This window comes from Cedecea sp. NFIX57 (genome assembly GCF_900177785.1).
Lineage (GTDB): Bacteria > Pseudomonadota > Gammaproteobacteria > Enterobacterales > Enterobacteriaceae > Cedecea > Cedecea neteri_C.
Genome location: NZ_FXAS01000004.1, coordinates 56,059 through 80,346, shown reverse-complemented (window position 1 = coordinate 80,346; position 24,288 = coordinate 56,059). Strand labels below are relative to the sequence as shown.

General features: G+C 55.2%; 22 protein-coding genes. 13 read left to right on the top strand and 9 right to left on the bottom strand.

All coding sequences use genetic code 11. The features are described 5' to 3' along the window. Positions 1-106 precede the first annotated feature (106 nt). The 3 genes from B9Y90_RS04290 (at position 107) to dcuR (ending at position 3,274) form a co-directional block, all read left to right on the top strand. A complete protein-coding gene (locus tag B9Y90_RS04290; protein ID WP_085540334.1) occupies positions 107-871 on the top strand; it encodes an AraC family transcriptional regulator in 765 nt (254 codons plus the stop codon). A gap of 64 nt (positions 872-935) precedes the next feature. Beyond that, complete coding sequence (locus tag B9Y90_RS04285) at positions 936-2,558, top strand: sensor histidine kinase (RefSeq protein WP_085540333.1); 1,623 nt, start codon at positions 936-938, stop codon at positions 2,556-2,558. After that, positions 2,555-3,274, top strand: coding sequence for a two-component system response regulator DcuR (gene dcuR / locus B9Y90_RS04280; protein ID WP_008454417.1), 720 nt, complete (start codon positions 2,555-2,557; stop codon positions 3,272-3,274). Before B9Y90_RS04285 ends, dcuR begins: the two co-directional genes overlap by 4 nt. On the opposite strand, the gene B9Y90_RS04275 is transcribed toward dcuR, so the two are convergent. After that, positions 3,255-4,223 (bottom strand): FAD:protein FMN transferase, encoded by a 969-nt coding sequence (locus B9Y90_RS04275; RefSeq protein ID WP_085540332.1) that lies wholly within the window; start codon positions 4,221-4,223, stop codon positions 3,255-3,257. The two genes, dcuR and B9Y90_RS04275, sit on opposite strands and share 20 nt — an antisense overlap. 58 nt (positions 4,224-4,281) lie before the next feature. Then, positions 4,282-7,062: a flavocytochrome c gene (locus B9Y90_RS04270; protein WP_085540331.1), complete on the bottom strand. Its 2,781-nt coding sequence runs from the start codon at positions 7,060-7,062 to the stop codon at positions 4,282-4,284. A gap of 619 nt (positions 7,063-7,681) precedes the next feature. Between B9Y90_RS04270 and B9Y90_RS04265 the strand changes: the two genes are divergently transcribed. The 6 genes from B9Y90_RS04265 to B9Y90_RS04240 all read left to right on the top strand — a co-directional run bounded on the left by B9Y90_RS04265 (position 7,682) and on the right by B9Y90_RS04240 (position 14,226). After that, entirely contained in the window at positions 7,682-9,193 is a 1,512-nt protein-coding gene (locus B9Y90_RS04265) for a DASS family sodium-coupled anion symporter (protein ID WP_085540330.1), read from the top strand. Between the two features lie 55 nt (positions 9,194-9,248). Beyond that, complete coding sequence (gene fumA, locus B9Y90_RS04260) at positions 9,249-10,898, top strand: class I fumarate hydratase FumA (RefSeq protein WP_085540329.1); 1,650 nt, start codon at positions 9,249-9,251, stop codon at positions 10,896-10,898. Positions 10,899-11,009: 111 nt separating this feature from the next. Beyond that, positions 11,010-12,317 carry a sensor histidine kinase gene (locus B9Y90_RS04255; RefSeq protein WP_085540328.1) on the top strand — a complete coding sequence of 436 codons (1,308 nt, stop codon included), beginning with the start codon at positions 11,010-11,012 and terminating at the stop codon, positions 12,315-12,317. Further along, positions 12,317-12,934, top strand: coding sequence for a response regulator transcription factor (locus B9Y90_RS04250; RefSeq protein ID WP_085540327.1), 618 nt, complete (start codon positions 12,317-12,319; stop codon positions 12,932-12,934). Before B9Y90_RS04255 ends, B9Y90_RS04250 begins: the two co-directional genes overlap by 1 nt. Before the next feature lie 92 nt (positions 12,935-13,026). After that, entirely contained in the window at positions 13,027-13,524 is a 498-nt protein-coding gene (locus B9Y90_RS04245; protein ID WP_085540326.1) for a GlcG/HbpS family heme-binding protein, read from the top strand. Positions 13,525-13,542: 18 nt separating this feature from the next. Further along, positions 13,543-14,226, top strand: a complete 684-nt coding sequence (locus tag B9Y90_RS04240) for an outer membrane protein (RefSeq protein WP_085540325.1) — start codon at positions 13,543-13,545, stop codon at positions 14,224-14,226. Between the two features lie 36 nt (positions 14,227-14,262). On the opposite strand, the gene zinT is transcribed toward B9Y90_RS04240, so the two are convergent. The 3 genes from zinT to B9Y90_RS04225 form a co-directional block, all read right to left on the bottom strand. Continuing rightward, the gene (zinT, locus tag B9Y90_RS04235; RefSeq protein ID WP_085540324.1) at positions 14,263-14,907 is read right to left on the bottom strand and encodes a metal-binding protein ZinT; all 645 of its coding nucleotides are present in this window, start codon (positions 14,905-14,907) and stop codon (positions 14,263-14,265) included. A gap of 119 nt (positions 14,908-15,026) precedes the next feature. Beyond that, positions 15,027-15,557, bottom strand: a complete 531-nt coding sequence (locus B9Y90_RS04230) for a phospholipase D family nuclease (protein WP_085540323.1) — start codon at positions 15,555-15,557, stop codon at positions 15,027-15,029. Between the two features lie 5 nt (positions 15,558-15,562). Next, complete coding sequence (locus B9Y90_RS04225; protein ID WP_085540432.1) at positions 15,563-16,075, bottom strand: GNAT family N-acetyltransferase; 513 nt, start codon at positions 16,073-16,075, stop codon at positions 15,563-15,565. Positions 16,076-16,675: 600 nt separating this feature from the next. Between B9Y90_RS04225 and B9Y90_RS04220 the strand changes: the two genes are divergently transcribed. The 4 genes from B9Y90_RS04220 to B9Y90_RS04205 all read left to right on the top strand — a co-directional run bounded on the left by B9Y90_RS04220 (position 16,676) and on the right by B9Y90_RS04205 (position 20,726). Continuing rightward, positions 16,676-17,815, top strand: a complete 1,140-nt coding sequence (locus B9Y90_RS04220; protein ID WP_085540322.1) for a D-alanyl-lipoteichoic acid biosynthesis protein DltD — start codon at positions 16,676-16,678, stop codon at positions 17,813-17,815. A gap of 126 nt (positions 17,816-17,941) precedes the next feature. After that, positions 17,942-19,060: a membrane-bound O-acyltransferase family protein gene (locus B9Y90_RS04215; protein WP_085540321.1), complete on the top strand. Its 1,119-nt coding sequence runs from the start codon at positions 17,942-17,944 to the stop codon at positions 19,058-19,060. Next, positions 19,057-20,490, top strand: a complete 1,434-nt coding sequence (locus B9Y90_RS04210) for an AMP-binding protein (protein WP_085540320.1) — start codon at positions 19,057-19,059, stop codon at positions 20,488-20,490. The genes B9Y90_RS04215 and B9Y90_RS04210 overlap by 4 nt, the downstream gene beginning before the upstream one ends. 17 nt (positions 20,491-20,507) lie before the next feature. Beyond that, positions 20,508-20,726: an acyl carrier protein gene (locus B9Y90_RS04205; protein WP_008454337.1), complete on the top strand. Its 219-nt coding sequence runs from the start codon at positions 20,508-20,510 to the stop codon at positions 20,724-20,726. 126 nt (positions 20,727-20,852) lie between these two features. Here the strand turns inward: B9Y90_RS04205 and B9Y90_RS04200 are convergent, their stop codons facing one another. Genes B9Y90_RS04200 through B9Y90_RS04185 form a run of 4 tightly spaced genes read right to left on the bottom strand, consistent with a single transcriptional unit; the run spans position 20,853 to position 24,280 of the window. After that, positions 20,853-22,286, bottom strand: coding sequence for an EAL domain-containing protein (locus B9Y90_RS04200; protein WP_254902629.1), 1,434 nt, complete (start codon positions 22,284-22,286; stop codon positions 20,853-20,855). Between the two features lie 28 nt (positions 22,287-22,314). After that, the gene (locus B9Y90_RS04195; protein ID WP_085540319.1) at positions 22,315-23,220 is read right to left on the bottom strand and encodes a fimbrial protein; all 906 of its coding nucleotides are present in this window, start codon (positions 23,218-23,220) and stop codon (positions 22,315-22,317) included. 16 nt (positions 23,221-23,236) lie between these two features. Further along, a complete protein-coding gene (locus B9Y90_RS04190) occupies positions 23,237-23,740 on the bottom strand; it encodes a type 1 fimbrial minor subunit FimG (protein WP_039290588.1) in 504 nt (167 codons plus the stop codon). A 12-nt stretch (positions 23,741-23,752) separates the two neighbouring features. After that, positions 23,753-24,280 (bottom strand): type 1 fimbrial adaptor subunit FimF, encoded by a 528-nt coding sequence (locus B9Y90_RS04185; protein ID WP_085540318.1) that lies wholly within the window; start codon positions 24,278-24,280, stop codon positions 23,753-23,755. Positions 24,281-24,288: the final 8 nt, after the last annotated feature.

Genomic DNA, 24,288 nt, shown 5'->3' with positions numbered 1-24,288 from the left:
CAGAATAGCGCGACCTGATGGAGAGATATCGCAAAGCGGACAGAGATTGTCTTAACGCGCTACTGCATCATGAAATGGCGAGAATCGGACGAACGGCAGGCAACAAATGATAAAACAATTCACACAGCAGAGTCCGCAGGAAGCGTTTCTGGAAGTACGAGAACTCCATTATAGCGCAGGAAGCCAGGAGCCGTTTCACGCCCACGAACAGGGTCAGCTGATTTACCCGGTCAGCGGCGTGGCAAAAATCCGCAGCGAGCAAAACGTCTGGGTGGTCGCCCCTGGCCACGCGCTTTGGCTGCCCGGACGCCTGCCTCATGGCCTGGAAGCCATCGGCAATGTGGTCACCCACAATCTCTACATGACGCCTGCCGCTTCTGCCGCGTTCAGCCGCCACAGCCGCAGCCTGGCCGTCACGCCGCTGTTTCAGTCCCTGACCGCCGCGGGCCTGGAAAAACCCACCGATCCTCAGCGTAGCCAGTTATTGCACGACCTGCTGCACAATGAGCTGCTGCGCCTGCAGGACATTGCCCTGTGTCATATCACCCTCCCGCACGACAGGCGTATTCGCCAGCTTTGCGATGCGTTGTGCAGCGACCTTTCTCAACGGGAAACCCTGGTCTGGTGGGGCAAACAGGTGGGCGCGAGCGAAAGAACCCTGGCGAGGCTGTTTCGGGAAGAAACGCAGCTCAGCTTTACCGAATGGCGGCAACAAATGCATCTGGTGGAAGCGGTCTGCCATCTTGCACGCGGCACCACCATCAGCAATCTCTCCAGTACGCTCGGCTACGCCAGCAGCAGCGCGTTTATTGCTATGTTCCGGAAAAAGCTGGGCGTTTCCCCGCAGAGGTATATTGGCCGCTACCTCTGACACGGCTTTTACAATCCGGTTCCATCGGCGATAATCACCGTTTGCGCCCCGGACCGGAACAACCATGAGCGAGACAAAGCCCCCGCAAACGACGGCCAAACGCCCGATGAAACTGAGCACCTCGGTGACGCTGATGCTGTGCGCCGTTATCGGCTCGGTGCTGCTTGTGGTTTACGCGCTGTACTTTATCCAGATCAGCAACGCCACCCGCAGCGGCCTGAAAGACACCGCGCTGGCGGTGGCGAGAACTCTGGCCGACGATCCGACGATCAAATACGGCCTGACGCAGCCCCACAGTAAAGACATTATTCCGCCCGTGGCCTCCCGCGTGCAGGAGCGTAACGACCTGCTGTTCGTGGTGGTGACCGACATGAACGGCATTCGCTACTCGCACCCCAAACCCGGCAATATTGGCTCGCATTTTATTGGCGACGACATTTTCCCGGCGCTGGAAGGCAAAGAGAATGTTTCGATCAACCACGGCGTACTGGCGGAAGCCCTGCGTGTCTTTACGCCGGTCTATAACGAACAGCATAAGCAGATAGGCGTGGTCGCTATCGGCATTTCGCTGAGCAAAGTGGATGAGCAGATCAGCAAGAGCCGCTGGAGCGTGCTCTGGACGGTGTTATTTAGCGCCCTGTTTGGCTCACTCGGCACCTGGGTGCTGGTGCGGGTGCTGAAACGCATTCTGTTCGGCTTCGAGCCGTATGAAATCTCCGCGCTGTTCGAGCAGCGCCAGGCGATGCTGCAATCTGTTAAAGAAGGCATTATTGCCGTCGATCGCGAAGGTCGGGTGACGCTTATCAACCACGCGGCGCGCAAAATGCTGCTCTCCCCGGACGATTTCCGCCTCGGCAAAACCGTGCCGCCGGGGCCGCTGGTGGCCACGCTGTGCGAAGTGCTGCACACCGGCACGCCAATTCAGGACAGACAAATCATCAGCTATGGCCGCCTGGTCTTGTGTAATGCGGTGCCAATTCGTATAAATAATCAGGTGATCGGCGCCATCAGCACCTTCCGCGACAAGACTGAAATCAATTTGTTGACCCAGCGTGTAGACGGCATGGTGAATTATGTCGACGCGCTGCGCGAGCGCTCACACGAATTTATGAATAAGCTGCACGTCATCCTTGGCCTGCTGCAGCTTAAACATTACGACAAGCTTGAAGAGTACATTCTGCAAACCGCCAGCAATTACCAGACGGAAATTGGCACGCTGCAGAGCAAAATTAAGTCGCCGGTGATTGCCGGGTTCCTGATTGGCAAGATCAACCGCGCGCGGGAAGCGGGCCACCATCTGGCGCTTGCCGATGAATGCCAGCTGCCGGACAACCCGAACGAGCTTCAGGTAATGGCGCTGATTACCGCGCTGGGCAACCTGATAGAAAACGCGCTGGATGCGATGGGCGACCAGCCTGATGGGGAAGTGGGCGTGCTGCTGCACTACCAGAACGGCGTACTGAGCGTGGAAGTCAGCGACGACGGGCCGGGTATCGAACCGGACCGTATTCAGTCTATTTTTGACAAAGGCTACTCCACCAAGGGCGAGCAGCGTGGCGTGGGGTTGTTCCTTGCCAGGCAGCAGCTTGAGCGCCTTGGCGGCAGCATTCAGGTGGAGTCAGAACCCGGCGTCTTCACCCAATTCTTTGTGCAGTTACCCTGGGATAGTGAAAGGAACAATACGTGATTAATGTCTTAATTGTTGATGATGATGCGATGGTCGCGGAGCTTAACCGCGCCTACGTCAGCCAAATCCCGGGCTTTAGCTGCTGCGGTTCCGCCTCCACGCTGAAACAGGCGCGGGAGATGGTCAGCAACCCGGAGCTAAAAATAGATCTGATCCTGCTGGACGTGTATATGCAGCAGGACAACGGCCTGGATCTGCTGCCGACGCTGCGTGAAGCGGGAAAAACCATCGATGTGATCGTTATCTCCTCGGCGGCGGACGCGGCGACTATCCAGAAGTCGATGCACTACGGCGTGGTGGATTACCTGATCAAACCGTTCCAGTTCCCGCGCTTTGAAGAAGCGTTAACCAACTGGCGTGAAAAGAAAAACCTGATGGGCACCCACAAATATTACGAGCAGGCGGACGTTGACAGGCTGCTGCACGGTGGATCTCCGGTGGTGGCGGACGCCAAGCGCCTGCCGAAGGGGCTGACGCCGCAAACGCTGCGCACCATTTGCCAGTGGATCGACACCCACCCGACGGAAGAGTTCTCCACCGATGAACTGGCGGCGGCGGTGAATATTTCTCGCGTTTCCTGCCGTAAATATCTGATCTGGCTGGCACAGATCAATATTCTGTTCACCAGCATTCATTACGGCATGACCGGCCGCCCGGTGTACCGCTATCGCCTGCAGGCAGAACAGCTTGGCCTGCTCAAGCAGTACTGCCAGTAATCAGCCGGTAGCTGTCATCCAGTAACGTAAAGCGGAACTGGCTGGCGGAAGAGAGAATAATCTCTCGCTGTTTGGTAACAAAAATCGCCTCGATATCGGGGCGATTGGCCAGCACGGCGCAGCCCTTTTCGATGCCCATCCCGTAAATCAACGTTGTCCAGATGTCCCCGTCCAGCGAGTCAGTCGAGACTATTGTCACGCTATCCAGGTCGTTATCCAGCGGGTAACCCGTGTGCGGGTCGAGAATATGGTGATAGCGTTTGCCGTCCAGCTCGAAATAGCGCTCGTAAACACCGGACGTCACCACCGATTTATTCGCCACCTCAATCACGCCCAGCATCTCTTCGGGGCCGCTAAACGGCGTTTTCAGCCCGATTGACCAGCCGCCTTCCGGCGAGCCCAGCGTCTGCACGTTGCCGCCGAGGTTAATCAGCCCCTGCGCCACACCCTGCCGCTGCAGGAAGTCACGAACCCGGTCGGCAATGTAGCCCTTGGCTATCGCGCCCAGATCTATTTCCATCCCGCTATGTGCCAGATAAACGCTGCCTTCGGCTTCGTCCAGCACCACCTGATGCGGCTGCGTGCGCGGCAGCAGCGCGGCGATATCCTCTGCCGGCGGAACGCTGTCACCCTTGAAACCAATCTTCCAGCGCTTCACCAGTGGGCCAATGGCCAGATTAAAAATACTGTCGGGAAACTGGCTGGCGGCTTTGGCACATTTGATCAGCTCAAACACCGGGCGGCTGACGGTAACCGGATGTTTGCCCGCGGCATGATTAATGCTCATCACCTGGGATTCGGCCCGGTTCACGGTGAGCAGATCTTCGTATTGTTTGATCAGGCGGAATACCTGAGAGGCGAGGGTTTCGTTGGGTTCGAACAGCTTGAGGAGAATGGGCGAACCCATTAAAACGGCGGAGTAGCCATAAACACCTTCGGGTTGTGACATAGCGGGCTCCTTTTGCTGAAAAGGTTGCGCCCCGGCAAAGGCCGGAGCGCAGTCGGGCTTAGCGTTTTGCCCAGCTTGCCGCCTGATGGCCCGCCAGGGTACCGAAGACAATAATATCCGCCACCGCGTTACCGCCGATGCGGTTGCCGCCGTGAATACCCCCGGCCACTTCACCCGCCGCGAATGCGCCAGGGATAACCTGATGCTGTTTATCCAGCACTTCGGTTTCGGCGTTGATGGTCACGCCGCCCATGGTGTGGTGCACCCCTGGGGCGATGCGGATGGCGTGGAACGGGCCATCTTTAATCGGGTTACGCAGCGCGGTTTTACGGCCAAAATCTTCGTCGTACTGATTGTCCACGAAGCCGTTGTAACGCTCAAGCGTGGCGAGGAAGGTGTGGTAATCCATCCCCAGTTTCTCCGCCAGTTCGCGAGGCCCTTCGGCGCTGACCACAAAGCCTTTGGCGATGTATTCATCTGCCGCTTTGTTTTTGGTGCGAACGTTCTCGTCGAACACGATGTAAGCGTATTTCTCCGGCAGCGCGATAATCTGCGCCGACACTTTATCGCGGGTTTCCATTTCGTTGAAGAAGCGGCTGCCTTTTTGATTCACAAGGATGGCACCGCCGCCGCGAATGGATTCGGAAATCAGGTACGAAGTGGTTTGCTCCACGGTTGGGTGAATCTGAATTTCGCCCATATCCACGGTGCCTGCGCCCAGTTTTTCCAGCAGCGCGATACCGCCACCCGTGGCGCCTTTGTGGTTAGTGGTGACAAAGCCTTCCAGATCCGGGCGGTATTTCACCACCATCGAGCTGTTGGCGCTGAAGCCGCCGGTCGCCACGATCACGCTTTTCGCGTGGATGGTCAACGCTTCGTTTTCGTCCGTCAGCAGCGCCACGCCGCTGACCGCGCCCTGGTCAAACAGAATTTCCGTTACCGCCGTTTCCATCAGCACGTCGATACTGCGTTTGTTGATGTTACGCAGCAGGCCGCTGATCAGGTAGCCGCCGACCGCCGATCCATCACGTGGGCGGTGGGTACGGTCAATGCTCATCCCGCCGGTGGTGGTGATGTCGTTCAGCATGATGCCGCGATCCGCCAGCCACTCAATGGCCTGCGGGGCGTTTTCCACAAAGCGGTGCAGCAGCTCTGGGTTGTTTTTGTTGTAGCCGCCTTTCAGGGTTTCGGCATAGAACAGCTCTTTGCTGTCGAAAATACCTTTAACGCGCTGGAAGCGGGTTTCCGCCGCGTTCATGCCGGCAGATGCCTTAACAGTGTTCCCGCCGATGGACGGCATTTTCTCAACGATGAGGACGCTGGCACCTTCGTCATGGGCCTGAATCGCCGCCGCCAAACCGGCACCGCCGCTGCCGACCACAACCACGTCGTAGCTCTGCGGCGCGCTAACGCCGCCGCTCTCTTCAAAGGCCTGCTGTTTGCTGGATTTCACCATCGCTTTAGAAACGGCTTTTTTCACCGCTTCGCTCTGGGAAGTCGCACCTGAAATGGCGTCCACAAACGGTGAGTTGGCGGTCAGGATACGGGTACGAATCTCTTCGAAATTTGTGGTGAACTCCACGTCGTCCTGTGGGCCACCAGCCAGCGCGATATCAGCGATGCGATCGCTGTCGAGGCTGACGTTAATCACCAGTTGGTTGACGTCGTCGCTGACGGTTTCTTCGAAAATACCCGGTTTAAATTTAGAAGCACCGCCCATGCTCATGTCACGGATCATCGCCTCAACCAGCGAGAAGCGCCACAGCGGCTCAGGAATGGTCAGCTCTTCACGTTTGGTGCTGTCGATAAACAGATCCAGCACTTCGCCGTTGGCGATGCGGGCAGCCCAGTCCGGGTAGGCGATGCAGGCGCGGCCGACGGCCACCAGGTCATAACCGTGCTCCAGCGCGGTTTCCACATCAGAAGCATTCACGATACCGCCCACGCCCATCACCGGGATCTGCGCCAGCGCGTCGGAACGCATTGCACAGTATTTGTTGATCAGCGGCGTCGGGTCAGTAGTGTCGTTAATGGACGGACGCAGCGAGTAACCCAGCGAGAAGTGCAGGTAGTCCAGACCGCGCGCGGCCAGTTTTTCCAGCAGATACATGGTGTCGTCGAAACGAATCCCAGGCACTTCCAGCTCTTCCGGAGAGAAGCGGTAGCCGATGATGAAGGCATCGTCGGCGTACTGGCGCACCATCTGATGGGTGATATCCAGCACAGCGAGCGGGAATTTAGCACGGTTGTCGCGGCTGCCACCCCATTCGTCGTCACGCTGATTTGAGTTCGGGGAGTAGAACTGTTGAATCAGGTAGGTGTTCGCGCCGTGGATTTCCACGCCGTCAAAACCAGCCTGAATGGCGCGGCGAACGGCCTCACCAAATTTAGTCACCATGCCTGCCACTTCTTCTGTGGTCAGGGCACGCGGCGTTGCAGCGCCATCACGCGGTGCGGCCAGCGCACTCGGGCCAACCGGCGTGCGGCCACCGATAAGTTTAGGGTCGACCATGCGGCCGCCGTGGTAAATCTGCAGCAGGGCTCTGGAGCCTTCGGCCTTGATCGCGCTAGCGATTTTCGCCAGGCCGGCAATCTTTTCGTCGGTGTCTATGCCGATAGCGCCAGGGAAGGCCAGGCCTAAATCGTCGATAAAGCAGCATTCCACCACGATGGTGCCGATGCTCCCGGCGCGGACGCGGTAGTACTCCACCAGCTCTTCGGTCACGGTGCCATCAAAATACCCGGTACAGGTGGTCATCGGTGCCATTAATAGGCGATTTTTTAACGCCGTACCGTTAGGTAAAGTAAATGGGCTTAACATGTTTTTGTCGGTGCTCATAATGTCGACTCCAAACTTTAAAATTTAAAACTGAGAATTCGGTTGCTGGCACTATTTTCGTTCTGGTTATTGGCCATTTCGCATATCAACAATATAAGACTATTTTTAGTTACCAAACTATTTACGTTAGTTTAAAAACTATTGAAGAACCGTAATAACACAATTACCCACAACGTGTTATTAATTAAAATATAAAAGATAACAGCTTATTAAATTAATATAACATTTTGGTTACCTCACGGATGCAGCACGCAAACACACGCCAGTCCTTGCGCTAAGCGGAATCGAGTCAGCAAAAATCATAAAAACGAAGCTGAGAACCGCATTTTTAATGATCAAACTGATAACTTTTGACCGTAAATAACCCTGCTAAAATGCGAACTATTATTTTTTACGAAAAGAATCATCAGAATCTGTTTTTTTGATCTCGATCAATTGTCATATACCCCGAAAGCGCAATATATAACTATCCATAAAATTTAATTCACCGCCGATAAAAAGCGATGAATATCTATTTCCGCAACCGCTAACCAAGAACATTTAATTAGTAAAGTAAGTTTAAAAACTAAAGTAAGCGGAAATATAAAACGAATCCTTAACTCCTTATAACGGTGTCATTATGAGTGTAATAACCACCAATCTACCGCCGCTCAAAGAGAGCTCTAAAAAAGCAGGCAGCAACAAACATTGGCTGATGATGGCTCTGCCCATCATTGTGGCGCTTTTGCTGATGCTGGTTCCGGTTCCGGACGGCCTGCCGCCGTACGCCTGGCACTTCTTCGCTGTCTTCGTCGGCGTCATCGTCGGGCTTATCTTCGAACCTCTGCCGGGCGCCGTTATCGGCCTGACCGGGATCGTCGTCATTTCGCTCGGTAGCCAGTGGCTGCTGTTCAGCCCGGAGCAAATGGCCGACCCGAAATTCAAGCTGGCGGGAGCCTCCTTTAAATGGGCGGTCAGCGGCTTCGGCAACTCCACCGTCTGGCTTATCTTCGGCGCATTTATGTTTGCTGCCGGTTACGATAAGACCCAGTTTGGCCGCCGCCTGGCGCTGATTCTGGTGAAATACCTTGGCCGTCGCAGCCTGACGCTGGGCTACGCCATTGCCTTCGCCGACCTGCTGCTGGCGCCGTTTACCCCGTCCAACACCGCTCGTAGCGGCGGGACAATCTACCCGATTATCGCTAACCTGCCGCCGCTGTACGGCTCAAAACCTAACGACCCAAGCGCGCGTAAAATCGGTTCTTACCTGATGTGGGTGGCTATCACCGCAGCCTGTATCACCAGCTCAATGTTCCTTTCTGCACTGGCCCCTAACCTGCTGGCGCTGGCGCTGGTGAAAAGCATCGTCGGCATCAACATCTCCTGGGGGATGTGGTTCCTCGCCTTCCTGCCGCTGGGCCTGCTGTTACTGCTGACCATGCCGCTGCTGGCTTACTGGCTCTACCCGCCTGAAGTGAAAGTGAACGACGAAGTGCCAAAATGGGCGAGCCGTGAATTAGAAAAACTGGGCAAACTGTCCCGCAACGAAATCCTGCTGCTGGTGTTCGTCTGCTCCGCGCTGGTGATGTGGATCTTCGCGGCAAGCTGGATTGAACCTGCGCTCGCGGCTCTGCTGGTTATCGTGCTGATGCTGTGGACCGGCGTTCTGAACTGGAACGACATCACCAATAACAAAGCGGCGTGGAACACCTTCGTCTGGTTCGCCACCCTGGTTGCCCTGGCCGATGGCCTCTCTTCTACCGGCTTCATCTCCTGGCTGGGTAAAGAAGGCGGCGCGCTGATGACCGGTATCGCCCCAGGCACCGCGACCATTGTCTTGCTGCTGGCGTTCTACCTTCTGCACTACCTGTTTGCGAGCACCACCGCGCATACTACCGCGCTGCTGCCGGCGATGCTGACCATCGCCTCCACCATTCCGGGCATGAATATGGAAGTGTTCTGTCTGCTGATGGTGACCTCGCTGGGTATCATGGGCATCATCACCCCATACGGCACCGGCCCAAGCCCTATCTACTACGGTAGCGGCTACCTGCCAACCAAAGACTACTGGCGCCTGGGCACCATCTTCGGTGGCCTGTTCCTGGTCGCGCTGCTGGTGATTGGTTATCCGTGGATGTCCCTGATGTTCTGATTTAAAGCCGCTGGAGGGCAACCTCCGGCGGTTTATTTTTATGGAGTAACGAGCTATGTCGAACAAACCTTTTGTTTACCAAAATCCCTTCCCCCTGGCGCATGACGACACCGAATACTATCTGTTAACCCGCGACCACGTTTCCGTCAGCGAATTTGAAGGCCAGTCCATTCTTAAAGTTGAGCCACAGGCGCTGACCCTGCTCGCTCAGCAGGCGTTTCACGATGCGGCGTTTATGCTGCGCCCGGCACACCAGCAGCAGGTGGCGGATATCCTGAGCGACCCGGAAGCCAGCGAGAACGACAAATACGTTGCGCTGCAGTTCCTGCGTAATTCCGACATCTCGGCCAAGGGCATTCTGCCGACCTGCCAGGACACCGGCACCGCCATCATCATGGGCAAAAAAGGCCAGCGCGTCTGGACCGGCGGCGGCGATGAAGCGGCGCTGTCTCAGGGCGTGTACAACACCTACATCGAAGACAACCTGCGTTACTCCCAGAACGCCGCGCTGGATATGTACAAAGAGGTGAACACCAGCACCAATCTGCCAGCACAAATTGACCTCTATAGCGTGGACGGCGACGAATACAAATTCCTGTGCGTTGCCAAAGGCGGCGGCTCCGCCAACAAAACTTATCTGTACCAGGAAACCAAAGCGCTGATCACCCCGGCGAAACTGAAAAATTACCTGGTTGAGAAAATGCGCACCTTAGGGACCGCAGCCTGCCCGCCGTACCACGTCGCGTTTGTGATTGGCGGCACTTCCGCTGAATCCACGCTGAAAACCGTGAAGCTGGCGTCGACCCATTACTACGACGGCCTGCCAACCGAAGGCAACGAGCACGGCCAGGCGTTCCGCGACGTCCAGCTTGAGCAAGAACTGCTGGAAGAAGCGCAGAAGCTTGGCCTGGGCGCGCAGTTCGGCGGCAAATACTTTGCGCACGATATCCGCGTCGTTCGTCTGCCGCGCCACGGCGCCTCCTGCCCAATCGGCATGGGTGTTTCCTGCTCCGCCGACCGCAACATCAAGGCGAAAATCAACAAAGACGGCATCTGGATTGAGAAGCTGGAAAGCAATCCGGGCAAATACATCCCGGAAGAGCTGCGCCAGGCCGGGGAAGGCGAAGCGGTGAAAGTGAACCTGAACCGCCCGATGAAAGAGATCCTTGCTCAACTGTCCGACTTCCCGGTGTCAACTCGCCTGTCGCTCAGCGGCACCATCATCGTGGCGCGTGACATTGCCCACGCGAAGCTGAAAGAACGCCTCGATAACGGCGAAGCGCTTCCGCAGTACGTGAAAGATCACCCGATCTACTACGCTGGCCCGGCTAAAACCCCAGAAGGTTATGCCTCCGGTTCCCTCGGCCCAACCACCGCAGGCCGCATGGATTCCTACGTGGATCAGCTGCAGGCCAACGGCGGCAGCATGATCATGCTGGCCAAAGGCAACCGCAGCCAACAGGTGACGGACGCCTGCCACAAACACGGCGGCTTCTACCTGGGCAGCATCGGCGGCCCGGCGGCGGTGCTGGCGCAAAACAGCATCAAGAGCCTTGAACTGGTGGAGTACCCTGAGCTGGGTATGGAAGCCATCTGGAAAATCGAAGTGGAAGACTTCCCGGCGTTTATCCTGGTGGATGACAAAGGCAACGACTTCTTCCAGCAGATCCAGAACAAACAGTGCGCGGGCTGTAACAAGCACTGATTTCAGTGAATACTGATAATAAGGCGGGCGCTACGGTGTCCGCTTTTTTTTGCCCAGAAGTTACTCCATACTGAGGCCACATTTCAGCCGACGCCGACAAAAGGACTTTACATGTTAAGGGTAATCAGCTGGCTGCTGCTCACGCTGCTTAGCTGTGCCGGACTTGGTGCCTGGTTTCTACAGCAGCAGTACGAAGACAAATCCGCCGACTTCCGCATTCTTTATCGCGAAATCACGGTCAAGCTGTCCCAGCACGATGCCATCATTCCGCTGCTGCCCGTCAGCCAAAACGCCGTTGAGGTGCAGCACATTCTGCCGCAGATCGTCGAATGGCGGCGGCATGACAACCCGGAGCCTCGTCTGGCGATTGTGCCGGAAGCAAACGGCCGCTACTGGCTGAACCGCCCTAACCTCTCGCTGCTGATTGATCTCCCGACGCTGCTCGACACGCTGGGGGAGAAAAAAACGTTTCAACACCTCAGCATCCGTTGGAATAACACTATCCTTTGCGAACAGGGCAGCGCTGATGCGGGTTACTGGCAATGGGATAAAACCGTGGCCAGCCCAACGCAGTCGTTTTTAGTTTCGGCCAGCGACAGCCCGGCCTGGGCAAAACTGCCCTGGTGGCTGATAGCCTCTCCGGCGCTGTTTTGGGCGTTGGCAATCTATTGGCTGGCGCAGTATCAGGCCAACAAACGCCGCCGGGACATTGCTGACCTGCGAGCCCGCTACGCCGAACTGACACGCCTCAATACCATGGGGGAACTGGCGGCCGGTATGATGCACGAGCTGAACCAGCCGCTGACCGCCATCATGAGCTACAACCAGGCGGCGATAAGGCTTATCAAACAGGAAAATCCGGCCCAGGTACCGGATCTTCTGGACGCCGCAGTGCTGCAGATAAAGCGCATCGACGCCCTGCTCAGCCAGTTCCGCCAGAAGCTCACCAGCGAACGCGCCGAGTACCAGCGGGTCGATCTCCCGTCGCTCTGGCAGCACGTGTGCAAACTGCTGGATAACGAACTGAAAAGCGGCAAAATCCGGATGACCAGCCATTTTGTCGATGACCTGCCGCCGCTGTATGCCCCGCCGCTGTGGGTTGAGCAAATCCTGCATAACATCGCCAGCAACGCGATTCAGGCACAAACCAACGGCGCAGGCTGGGTACACCTGGAGGCAAGTTCGGACAATAACGGTATCGCGCTGACGGTGACAGACGGCGGGCCGGGGCTTTCTCCTGAGGCGCTGGAACAGGTCTTTATCCCGTTCTTCACCACCCGCGCGCAGGGCGTCGGGCTGGGGATGGCGCTCGCCGACACGCTGGTGCAGCGCCTGAACGGCACCATGGAGGCCAGCAACACGTCCGCGGGCGGAGCCTGCTTCCGCCTGTGGTTCCCGCTTAAGGATGAGGAGAAATAATGGCCCCGTGTATCTGGCTGATTGACGATGATGCTGCCATTCGCGACTCGCTGAGTCTGCTGCTCGCCACCGTCGGCTGGCGCACCCAGGCTTTTGACAGCGCCCAGGCGTTTCAGCAAAACGCCGGTGACTTAAGCCAGCTCGACGGCTGCATGCTGCTCGATATCCGCATGCCCGGGAAAACCGGGCTGACGCTGCTGGAGGAGTGGACGCAGCAGGGCCTGACGCTGCCGGTGATTATCATGACCGGGCACGGCAACATTGACCTGTGCCGCCGGGCGTTTAAGAACGGTGCCTTTGAGTTCCTGACCAAGCCGGTTGATGCCGACCTGCTGTTCGAGGTTGTCGGCGCGGCAATGGAACAACAGAAAGCGAAGGTTGAAGCCCGGCAGCAGTGGCAGCCGCTGCAGGAAAAACTGGCCACCCTCACCGCGCGGGAAAAAGAGATGCTGGAGCAGCTTATTCAGGGCTATTCCAGCAAGGAGATCGCGCAGCTTTGTTCGCTTTCCCCTCGCACCGTGGAAGCGCACCGCGCCAATATTTTCACCAAGCTTGAAGTCAACTCGCTGCCCAAACTGCTGAAAATCTACGGCGATATCGCCAAAGAGACTAAGTAAAACTACCTGGGAAGTTAGGTGTTCGCGCCAATTTCCCGTCAGCCCCTCGTTACATAGTATTGCCCCATAGCCAACAACTCTGGAGCAATATCATGAAACGTCTTCTGTTAAGCGCCCTGCTGCTGGGCAGTCTTGCCTCCACGGCCAGCGCCGCCACCGGCGTGCTGAGCCAGAAAAACATCTCCCTTGAGCTTGCCGATAAGCTGGCGCAAAGCGTCCTTCAGGCCTGTGCTAAAGATAACTACAACGTGGCGGTCACCGTGGTCGATCGCGCCGGTACGCCATTGGTAATGAAGCGCATGGACAACGCCGGGCCGCATACCGTGGAAGCCAGCCGCATGAAGGCCTTCACCTCGCTGACCACCAAAAACCCAACCGACAACGTGATGAAAGGCGCTCAGTCCAATGCGGGCGCGGCCAACCTGCGTGATATTCCAGGCTTCCTGCTGCTGGCAGGCGGTGTGCCGGTGAAGGCCGGTGAACAGGTGATTGGCGCGGTCGGCGTCGGCGGCGCACCGGGCGGACATCTGGATCAGGCCTGCGCCCTGGAAGGCTTAAAAGCTATTGAGAAAGAATTGAACGCGGGATAACACCACAAGGAGCAGGACATGCATGACAAGAAAAGCTTACTGACGCTGGCGCTTCTGCTGAGCGCAGGCCATGCCGTCGCAGCCACCAGCGATGAAGGCTACTACGCTTCGGCAAAATACGTCCACAGCGAGCAGCGCGCCAGCGACCAGGACACCAGCAGCCGCCCCGGCGTCGGCCAGTTTGTTGACGGTAAAGAGAAAGACAGACTCAGCGGCGCGTCACTGGCGGCGGGCTACCAGTACGGCAACGGCTGGCGCACCGAAGGGGAATACACCTTTCGCCAGAAAACTGAGTTTACCAGCGGCTCAACCGCCTTCCCGACCAGCCTCAACCACCTGAAGCTGAACACCGAGCGGCTGATGCTGAACGTCTATCGCGATTACGACATTGGCTATGGCGTGTCGCTGTTTGGCACCGCTGGCGTGGGCATTGCGAAAGTGAAAGCCGGTGGCTGGCAGGGCAACGTCACCCGGGAATACGCCGACAGCACACAAAACAATCTCGCTTATTCGCTGGGCGCGGGCATTAGCTACTCGCCAATCGACCGCCTGAGATTCGACGTGGGCTATCGCTACGTGGATATGGGGAAAGTGGAGAGCGGCTATAACACCTTCGGCAACGTGCGCGGCCTGAAGGATGAGCAGATGAAGGCCCGTCTGGCCTCCAGCGAGTTCACTATTGGCACTCGCTACCTGTTCTAAACACTAAGGCGGCCACCGGGCCGCCCTTTGACGTTGTTAGTGATGCAGCATCTCGTCGACAACCTGCGCTTTGGTCATGTTGTACGGGTAATACGTCGGCCAGTTATCCATCTCTTTCAGCAAGACCTCCTGTGATTCACTTCCCATAAAGATATGGAAATGCTGCGACTGGCGCGGGGCGATGATGTGGTCGCTAAACTGCACGAACTTTGGCGCTTTGGACTGCGCGTCTTTGCACTCAAACAGGTAGCGAACGCCCTTCTTTCCCGAGGTGTAGGTCAGGATTTTGTGCCCGGCATAGTCGTAATGGCAGCTTTGTATCTCTTTGCCGACGTGAAACTCGATGACGTTATTCTCAATCCCAATCATCTCCACGTTTGTCGCATAGCCCTTTTGATAATACGCGCGATACTCCGCCAGGCTTTTGCCGCTCTTTTTGGCTTTTTTCTCCAGCACCGGATCGAGGTCGCCGCTGAGCAGCAAGGGATTGACCGACTGCCAGATCCCGTCCCAGTCGGACAGCGCACGATCTTTCACGTTAACGTCGTCAAAGATCCCTTCGCTCGCCTTTTGTTCCACTTCCGTAAGCGGTTTGCCGTGATGGTGGCCGTGCGCCAGCACCTGATGGCTCGCCAACAACACGCCCATGCCCAGAATAAACGCCGATTTTTTCATGATCATATTGTTCCCCTGTGTATTCCTTACACGAAAAAAAACAAACGTTATAACATAACAATTAAAACATCAATCAGGTTTTCCGCGAGGCTCAGAAGGACAAAATGAAAGTACGGGGAGAAAGTTTATTGAATGAACTTGAAAGGCACACCCAGCGCCCAGCGGCTTTCCCAGTGGGCAACATACTGCCTGGCGATATCTGGCATATTGCTTAGTATCACCACGTTTTCACTGTTTTCAGTTTCGGCGGAAGGCGCAAAGTTGAACGAGCCGGTTTCAACGGTTCGCTCATCCACAACGATCGTCTTGTCATGCTGAATGTGATAATGCCCGTCAATACGAAGCTGAATACCGTTCGCCGCCGCAAGGTTCATGGCTTTCAGGCTCGCTTTATTCTGATTACGCTTTTTATCCACCACCACGCGGACGTCAACGCCCCGCTTTTTCGCGTCCACCAGCGCCTGAACAATATCGGGTGCCTGGAACGAATAACCTATCATGCGGATAGATTTTCGCGCCCCGGCAATCGTCTGCAGCACCAGCGCCCGCGCCGAGCCTTCTGGTGAGAAACCTACCTGAACGTTTGGTGTGGCCGTGGCGGCGACTGGCAGGCTAAGCGCGGCAATGAAAAAGGCAGATAAAAGTGTTGATTTCATGATGTTTAAAGACGTTTGCCGAGAATATAAATGGTGCTGGTTTGCGTGGCGCTGGAAAACGTTTCGTTGGTTAAGTGGCGCATGCCCTGCGCTTCATAAAAGCGCCGTGCACCTTCGTTCCCCTCCAGTACTTCCAGCCAGAAGTACTCCTGCTCTCGCTGCTGCGCCAGCTGGAGCATTTCGTCGAAAATCAGCTTGCCGTAGTTTTTGCCTGTCTCACCGGGCGCAAGGTAGAGTTTGTTCAGCAGAGCGCCTGAAAACGCCTGCTCTGGCACCGGGCGGTTCCAGCTGATTTTGGCAAACCCCACGGGCTTTTCGGCCTCAGCAATAAACCAGCTAACCGTCGGATCCGCCAGGCTTTCAGTTAACGTATCCTGAGCGTATTCCTGCTCAATAAAGGCCTGCAGCTCTGCCCCGGAAACCCAATGCCGTTCAAAGTGATAGCGATAGCTTGTACTTCCCAGCGCCGCCAAAAGCGGGGCATCTTCAGGTTTTGCTCTGCGTATTTTTAAACTCATAGCGTTCACTCGCGGCGAAGGTTCCAGGTAACTGATAACGGATCGGATAAGCATATTGCGCTTTCAGTCGAGAAAATGCAGCTTTATTTTCTTTAATCCTTCGAGAAGCGAGAGACACGTCAAACACACTGATGAAAAACAAAATAAAACCAATAAAATCAATGCCATTAATAAAAAACGCACATAACACAGTTAATTTACAAATAAATAAACATCTTTTTTATAACAACTTTAAATGCCAACATAAAAAATCTCGCCAAAATAAAAAATCAAGATATAAAATCTATAAAGATAATATTTTACATATTCTTTTTCATCTGTTGATGGTCGATTTACTTTGTCATAAATCTGAACAGAAAAGTGAGACGGCCTGACATAAACCGCCGTGATAATCCCCACTCTCTGCCCTGGTTTACGCAGGGCTTAGCCCCACAGACTTTTATTACCACGCAAAGTTCATTGTACATACCGTTACACAGCAACGCTCATCATCGAGGGGAAGGCTGGTATATAGTGCAGCGGTACACAGGGACGATTTGTTGTGTTGAGACAAAATAACAAATTTTAAACAAATGGTAGTCATGTAGCCTTACATTAATAATGAAGATCAAAAATACTCTCTGCCTACATATCCTGATGGCGCTGCTTGCCGTTCTGGTCTTATGCGTTCCGGCCCTGGTGACGGGCTTGTCCGCGCCGCTAACATTCCAGCCGCTGATTAAATCGATGGACGGCACGGCGAAAGAACAAAAAGAGAAAATAGCGACAATTTCCCATGCATTACAAGGCAATGCATTATTTTTCCTTGGGGCATCTGAGGTGTCGACATCCGAAGATGAACATTACGCTGTATATAATTACTTTAATAAGCAATTACATCAGCCGGTAGTGGCTTACGGAGATAGTTATGTCGATAACATCACGCAATTCCTGCTGCTCTCACGTTTTAAAAACGATATAAATGCCAACAGTAAAATTGTTCTGCTGTTTGCGCCGGACAGTTTTTATTTTGACACTATTCCTCCGGCTATTTTTGCCGATCATTTCCCGGCCGCTATTTTTAACCCGCTGATGGCGGATGAAAAAGCCCGTCCTTTCCTGGTCAATTACTTACACCATATTGATGAAGAGGACATCAGCCATTTAACCCTGGGCGAAATGAAAATATATGGCTGGCATCCAAATGTTATTTGGCAGTCTGTTAATTATGAGTTTGCTAACTTCTGCACGCTGGTAAAAAACCACTGGCTGGCATGGCTACGCATTGTGCCTGAAGCACACCGCCCGTGGCCCGCTCCCGCTGAAAAATACGCCGCGCCAGACTGGAACGAACAGCTGACTCACGCCCGCGTACTGAACCAGGTTCGTCAGCAAAGTGCCGCCACTTTGTGGATGGACAAAAGCGTATATGAAGACGGAAAAACGGCGGAAGAATGGTATGAAACGCCGGTGGTAAACCGCCAGATGGAAGCCTTCAAGGCCAGTATCGATCTGCTCAAATCTCGCCACGCCCAGTTCGTGGTGATCGTCGATCCGCTTAACCCGTGGGCGCTGAAAAACACGCAGAAATTCCAGCCCGTTGACCGCCAGATCAGGGCGTATCTCGAGCAAAACCAGGTGCGCTATTTCGATATGTACGCCCAGCCTTATCAAAACGGCTGGAACTGGGATCGCCTGCATCCCACCGAGCTGGCGTGGGTTGCCATGGACCGCTTTATTGCCGAGAGCTTTACACGATGAAAACAGCCGTTCGCCTGTTTGTGCTTTACCTCTTGCTGGGCATCACGGTGATTGCGTGGTCTTCCGTGGACGACAGCATGAGTATCAAAGTGCATTTTGAATATCAAAAATTCTGAAGGATGAATGATGTATAGCTCCGGGGCATTTTTTTTCTTTCTGTTTTCATCGGCACTGCTGTTTGCGCTGGTTAACCGCGTATTGCATTACCGGCTGACTTATTTGGCGGCATTCTCCGTGCTTGCAGCGCTGGCCTGGGGATATATTTTCCAGGGCGATTACCTGGTTCCGGTGGCGGTATTCTTTGCGTTTTATCTTCTCGTCACCCTGAAAGAGAAAGGCTGGTTAAAAACCTGGCAAGCGGTCACCCTCACGCTGCTGCCGCTATTGCTGGTGAAGTTACACCTGAATAATCACTGGGGCATGATTGGCCTGTCGTTCATGACCTTCCGCGCCATTGACGTGTTGCTTTACCGCAGCAAAAAAGATGGCCAGAATTTTTTGCATTATTTCTGCTATCTGTTTATGCCGTTTATTATTCTCGCGGGCCCAATGTACCGCTGGAGAACCTGGGTCGGCGACATTAATAAGCCGGTATTCAGGTTGACCCGCGAACAGTTTTTACTGGCCGTGGAGCAAATCGTCACCGGCGTCGTGCAGAAGTTTTTGTTTGCGATGCTGATCGACAATCTGGTGATTGAGTCCTGGAGCCACCGGCCGTTCACCCTCACCGTCGGCGTGGTGATGTCTATCGCCTACAGCGCCTATCTCTATTTTGATTTTGCGGGCTACAGCAACATGGCCATCGGTGCCGGGCGGCTGTTTGGCCTGAATATTCCGGCCAACTTCAACATGCCGATTCTGGCCAAAAACCCGCAGGACTTCTGGCGCCGCTTCCACATCAGCCTGTCTGAGTGGCTGCGCGACGTGGTCTTTATGCCGATTTACATGAATCTGATGAAGCTCGACTTTTTCCGTCAAAACAAAACCCTGGCACAGAACGTGGGCATCTTCTGCACGCTCTTTTGCATGGGGGCCTGGAACGGGCTTGAACGACACTACGTCATCAGCGGCGCGCTGTTCGGCGCCATTTCCGTTGCCCATAACATGCTGCTTTGGTCAGCCAAACGCAGCCCGGCATTGAGTGACGGCTTACGCCATCCGGTTATCGCGTTTTTTGGACGAATTCTGACGCTGGCAAGCGCCGCGGTCTCCCTCTACATCTTTAGTGGAATGTCACCTCTATGAACCTTCATCCAGAGCTTCAGGAACTGCAGGATTTTCTGCGTGCGGCATTACTTGACCCCGCGCGCCCCAACCAGTTAGCCATCAGCGGCAGCGATGCCGCCCTGACCTGGCAACAGCTTTCCGTCGCCGCAACCGACTGGGCACAACGTTATGCGAAGTGCGAACAGCCCGCCGGCACCCCGGTGGTTTTATACGGGCATCAGCAGGCCGAATTTGCCGTGGCAATTTACAGCTGCCTGCTGCACAACATCCCGTATATCCCGGTGGACTGCATCTACCCGCAGGAGCGGCTGAAAGAGATCTGCCAGCTTGCCAGCGCCCCTTACTATTACGACGTCGTGGCGAAGCAGTTTGTGGCGACCGGCGAAACCGGCAGCGTGCTGGCCGAACCTGACCTGGCCTACATCATGTTTACCTCAGGCAGCACCGGGAAACCGAAAGGCGTGCAGATTGGCCGCGAGAGCCTGTGGCACTTCATGAAGTGGGTGCGCGAGGACTTTGCGCTGCCGGACGTGCCGGTGTTAATGAACCACGCGGTGTTCAGCTTCGACCTGTCCCTGATTCCTTTGCTGGCGAACCTCGCCACCGGCGGGCACATTGTGCTGAACGCCAAGGAGGATATTGCCGCTGAAAACTGGCTTGAGCGCCTGAAAACCAACAAGGTTTCGGCCTGGGTTTCCACCCCCTCTTTCGCCTACCAGAAGCTGCTTTCCCCGCAGTTTAGTGCCGACTATTTGCCCGCGCTGAGCGTGTTTGTGTTCATAGGCGAAGTGCTGAATAAGGCGCTAGTAAAACAGCTACGCCGCCGTTTCCCGCAGGCCAAAATCCTTAATTCCTATGGCCCGACTGAGGCGACCATCGCCACCACGGTGATTGAAATCACCGACGAGATCCTGCACAGCGAAAACGACGTGCTGCCGGTAGGCACCATGATGCCAGAATCCCACATGGAGATTACCTCCGAAGGTGAGCTGATCATCTGGGGGAAAAACGTCATGCGCGGCTATCTCGGCCTGCCGCAGGAAAACGCCGCGAAGCTGCTGCGCCGCGAAAGTGAACACTACCGCGGCTACCGCACCGGCGATCTCGGCTACGAAGATGGGCTGATCTATTGCCAGGGCCGCAACGACAGCCAGATCAAGCTGAACGGCTACCGCATTGAAATCAACGAAATAGAAAACCGCCTGCTGGCGATGTCCGGCATTAGCGAAGCCGTAGTACTGCCGCTGATGAAATCCGGCGGCGGCGTGTTGCGCATTGCGGCGTTCTGCGTCACCGGCCTGGCCCCGGAGGCGATCAAAACTTCGCTCGCGAAGGTGATCCCGCCTTATATGGTGCCTTCACAAATCATTATTAAAGACGCTTTGCCGCTGAACCCTAACGGCAAAATCGACCGCAAGCTGCTGGATACCCAGGCTCGCACGAATTAATGACCCAGGAAAATAAGATGGAACAAGAAATTCTCGCCCTGTTTGAAAAAGTGCTGTCCCGCAAGGTCGGCTTCAACGATGAGCTGATCGAGTCCGATATTCTCGACTCTATTCTGGCCGTTGATCTGGTACTGGAAGTACAGGATGTGTACGGCTGTATGATCCCGCCGACGGAGGTAGCCACGGTGCTGAAAACTCCGGCGGATCTGGCTCGTTATATTGAAGAGAATCGCTAATCCTAAACATTCGGGAATCGTTCTGCCCCTCACCCCGGCCCTCTCCCCAAAGGGGAGAGGGAGAAAGGAGTAGCGCCATAAGTTTTATTCCCTCTCCCTTCCAGGGAGAGGGTAATAAGCGCGGATTCAGGCTATAGGCTGCACCGTCTCTCTTTTTTTCAAAGCCTCAATCATTTGCCGTAATTCAAACTTGAAAACAGGCTTATAAATACCGTATCCCTGAAAGAGATGTACCCCGGATGCCAGCAGCAGCCTTAATTTCTCGCGGCTATCAATGCCCTCGGCAACACAATAACTTCCCGTTAATTCGCAGTAATACGCCAGGCTTTTGATCAGCGCCAGCGCGTGAGGTTCATACTGCGCGTCTGCCACGACTTTACGGTCCAGTTTGTAATCGTTAAACCGCACCGCCCGCACCGGGAAATAAACGCTGCTCTGCGAAAAGCAATCATCAAGCATCACCCGGTATCCCTGATGCTGAAGCTGGGTAATAAAGAACCGGCTCTCCTGATGCTGATTCAAATTCAGATCTTCTGAGATTTCCAGCACCAGCCTGTCCGTCCAGAACGGGTTTATCAGCCGGGTGCTCAGCTGTTTAATAATGCCGAACAGACTTTCGCTGTTTGAAATTGCAGCCGGAATATTAACGGCAAAATAATACGCCCCCTGGTACTGATTAATGCCGCCCACCGCCTCTTGCAGCATAAAGGCCGTTAATAGCCGCCATGTATAGCTGGAGCGGATCTGCGGCAAAAACTCAGCAGGCTGTAGGGTTTGCCCGTTTCGATGCCAGCGAGCAAGGATTTCGAGCCCTTTTAGCTGTAAGCCACCGTTCACAATAGGCTGGAATACGGGGTAAATCTGGCGATTGTGGATGGCATAAACCAGCTCCCTTTCAAACGGTGAAAGGGCAGCCAGCGTCCCCGCTGTGTCTCCTTTTTTCTGCTGATTGCTCGCGATCGGCGCTTTCTCATGCAGCAACGGATGGGTCATTTTCTTTAGCCCGGACATGCGCTGTACATACAGCGTCTTATGGCTGACGCCGCGCTGTTTCGCCTGCTCCTGAATCGTCTGCCCGGCCAGGGAGTCCACCAGCACATCCAGCTCTTTTCGGGTCAGCCCCTCTGGCCGGATCTGGCTCACCAGTTCCTCTTCAAGGGCGTGTTTTTTGAGGCTAACGCTGTTATCCCAGTCTCCCCGCAGCAGCGCAGCCAGGCTGGCGCTGGGCAGATCGGACGGAGCCACCCGCACGCCGCTCAGATAAGCGTCTTTTTTCACTAACTTCTGCAGCGAACGCCAGATCCACGAGGCTGAGCTACGGCTCAAAATGAGCATGGATAGCTGGCCGTCGTTTCGATCTAGCAATTGGGCCACCTGTCGCAAGACGGCAAGCAGCCAGTAGGGCTGTTCGGGCAGATAGACCACAAACCGCGCCCCGCTCTCTTCCTGCGATCTTTCCTTCCCTGAGCCTGGGAAAAATACCGTGCAGGTTTGACTTGCAGATAACAAATTCGCCAGCCCGCACGCCATCATGTTGCAGGGCGAGAGAATGTAAGTCACACGCTCGCTCACCTTTTCGGGTGTGCCGCTACTGGTAAACAAACGTCACCCCGATTATCGACTGCACATTGCCCGCTGTAACCTGCCCGGTGGTTCGTGCGTAGGTGGCCGTCAGCCCCAGATTAACCGGGGTTGTCCCTACCGTTCCCAGAGAAACAGTGTTGGCGCTGCCTGCCCCTAAAGCGGCGCCATTACGCAACAGCTGAACGCCAATCCCCTGTGCAGGCGAGCTGGCTGACGTATTGGTGAAAATGGAGTTATCGCTGCCCAGCGTGTTGCCTGACAAAAAGTAACCAATCCTCTGGTTTTGCGAGCAGCGCACGGTGACGGGCGCAGGCGCTGTGCCAGGGTAATCCGGCAGATTAACCGTCACGTTACGGGCGGACACATCGCAGCCGCCGGTGGGCACCACAACATCGTTGTTGGCGTAAATATTCCAGTTGATGATCTGGCGATTTCCGTTAATGGAGTCTTCTTTTTCCAGAATAAGCTGGGCAATCATGGTGTTGGCTTTAACTACCACGCCGCTGGCGGTGCTGATGGGCGTTAAATACAGCACGGCCTGCCAGCCACGATAATCGCCCCAGGTGTGGTTTACCCAGGCAGTTTCCGTTGTTGTAGGGAAAGGATATTGCACCCCGTAATAGCCTAATGACCCTCTGAAAGCAGAGAGCACGCCCTGATACGCGGAGCCGGACTTGATCCTTACCGGATCGGTATATTGGGCGGGAGCATCGTTTTTGCACTGAATCGACTGGGAAAGATCGACCACTAAGTTTTGCCCTGCCGAAATGGACGGCACAAGATTAACCTTGACGTTCACGGTGCCGGAGCCGCTGATGGATGTCCCCAGCGACTGGCAGGTAAACGCCTGGCTTACGGTTGACCACCCCAGACCGGCCACCGTGGCCAATAACGCGATGATTTTTTTCATTCCATCCTCCTTGCGATCAGGACCAGGTGTAGGTGACATTGATCACCGCCTGAATAGTTCCCTGGGTAGTCCCGCCGTTGACTGTTATCGCCCTGACCTGCAGAGGAAAACTCGCCGCCTGGCTGCCGGCATCGACTGGCACCGTTTTATTGGCGCCGTTATTCAACGTCGCACCGCCGCTATCCTGCAGTTGAAGCTGGAGGTTACGCGCCGTGCCCTGATTGGCGTAATACCCCGTGGCATCCGCCGTACCGCTGAACGTCGCGGTCACTTTAGAGGTCCCGACCGGGCAGTTGGTCAAACTCAGCGCAACATCATGCCAGGCAGATGAGGCACCGGCCTGCACCAGGCTAAAGGTATAGAGATCGCCCAGATCGACCGTCGCCGTGGGGGTCGAAATCGTACAGGGCTTCGCTACCACTCTGCCGTTCACGGTAATAGTGACGTCATCCGCCTTCGCCGTGGCAGAAAGCACCAGCAGTACTCCGGCAAACACCCTCCCGGGTAGAATCCATTTCATGTCCGCCTCCGGTTACTGAAATTCAAGTGTGAATATTGCGGTCGCATTTACGTGTCCGGCGGTGACCGGCAGCTGTGTTGCCTTCAGGCGTGCATAAAAACCCAACACGTTAGTTTGACCAGGCTTTAGCGTGGTCCACTGAATAGCCGACGATCCTGCGTTGATCGGCATCGGTGTCCGGGCATTGTCCAGGATTTGGATCCCCATGCCTGCTGCCGCCGATACACCGCTGTCCAGCTTTAATAAACTGGTGTTGATGCTATCCGCCACGCCGGTAAATCCCACTTTCACCGCGGTCGCCAGGCCGCCACACGGGGAAAGCACGATGCGAAAAGGCACCAGCGGCGTGGTGGCCCCCACCGCAGAAAACTGTTTGGCCGGGTTGTTCATCAGGTCGACGGTGAAATCTTTTGACTCCGCCGCAACCGAGCAGGCGTTATCCCGGACATTGCCGCGAATCGTAATCGTGCTGTCTGCCGTTTCCGCACAGGCGGCAAACAGTGACAGGGCGATGCCGACGATATAAAGAGATTTAGTCATGCTTATTC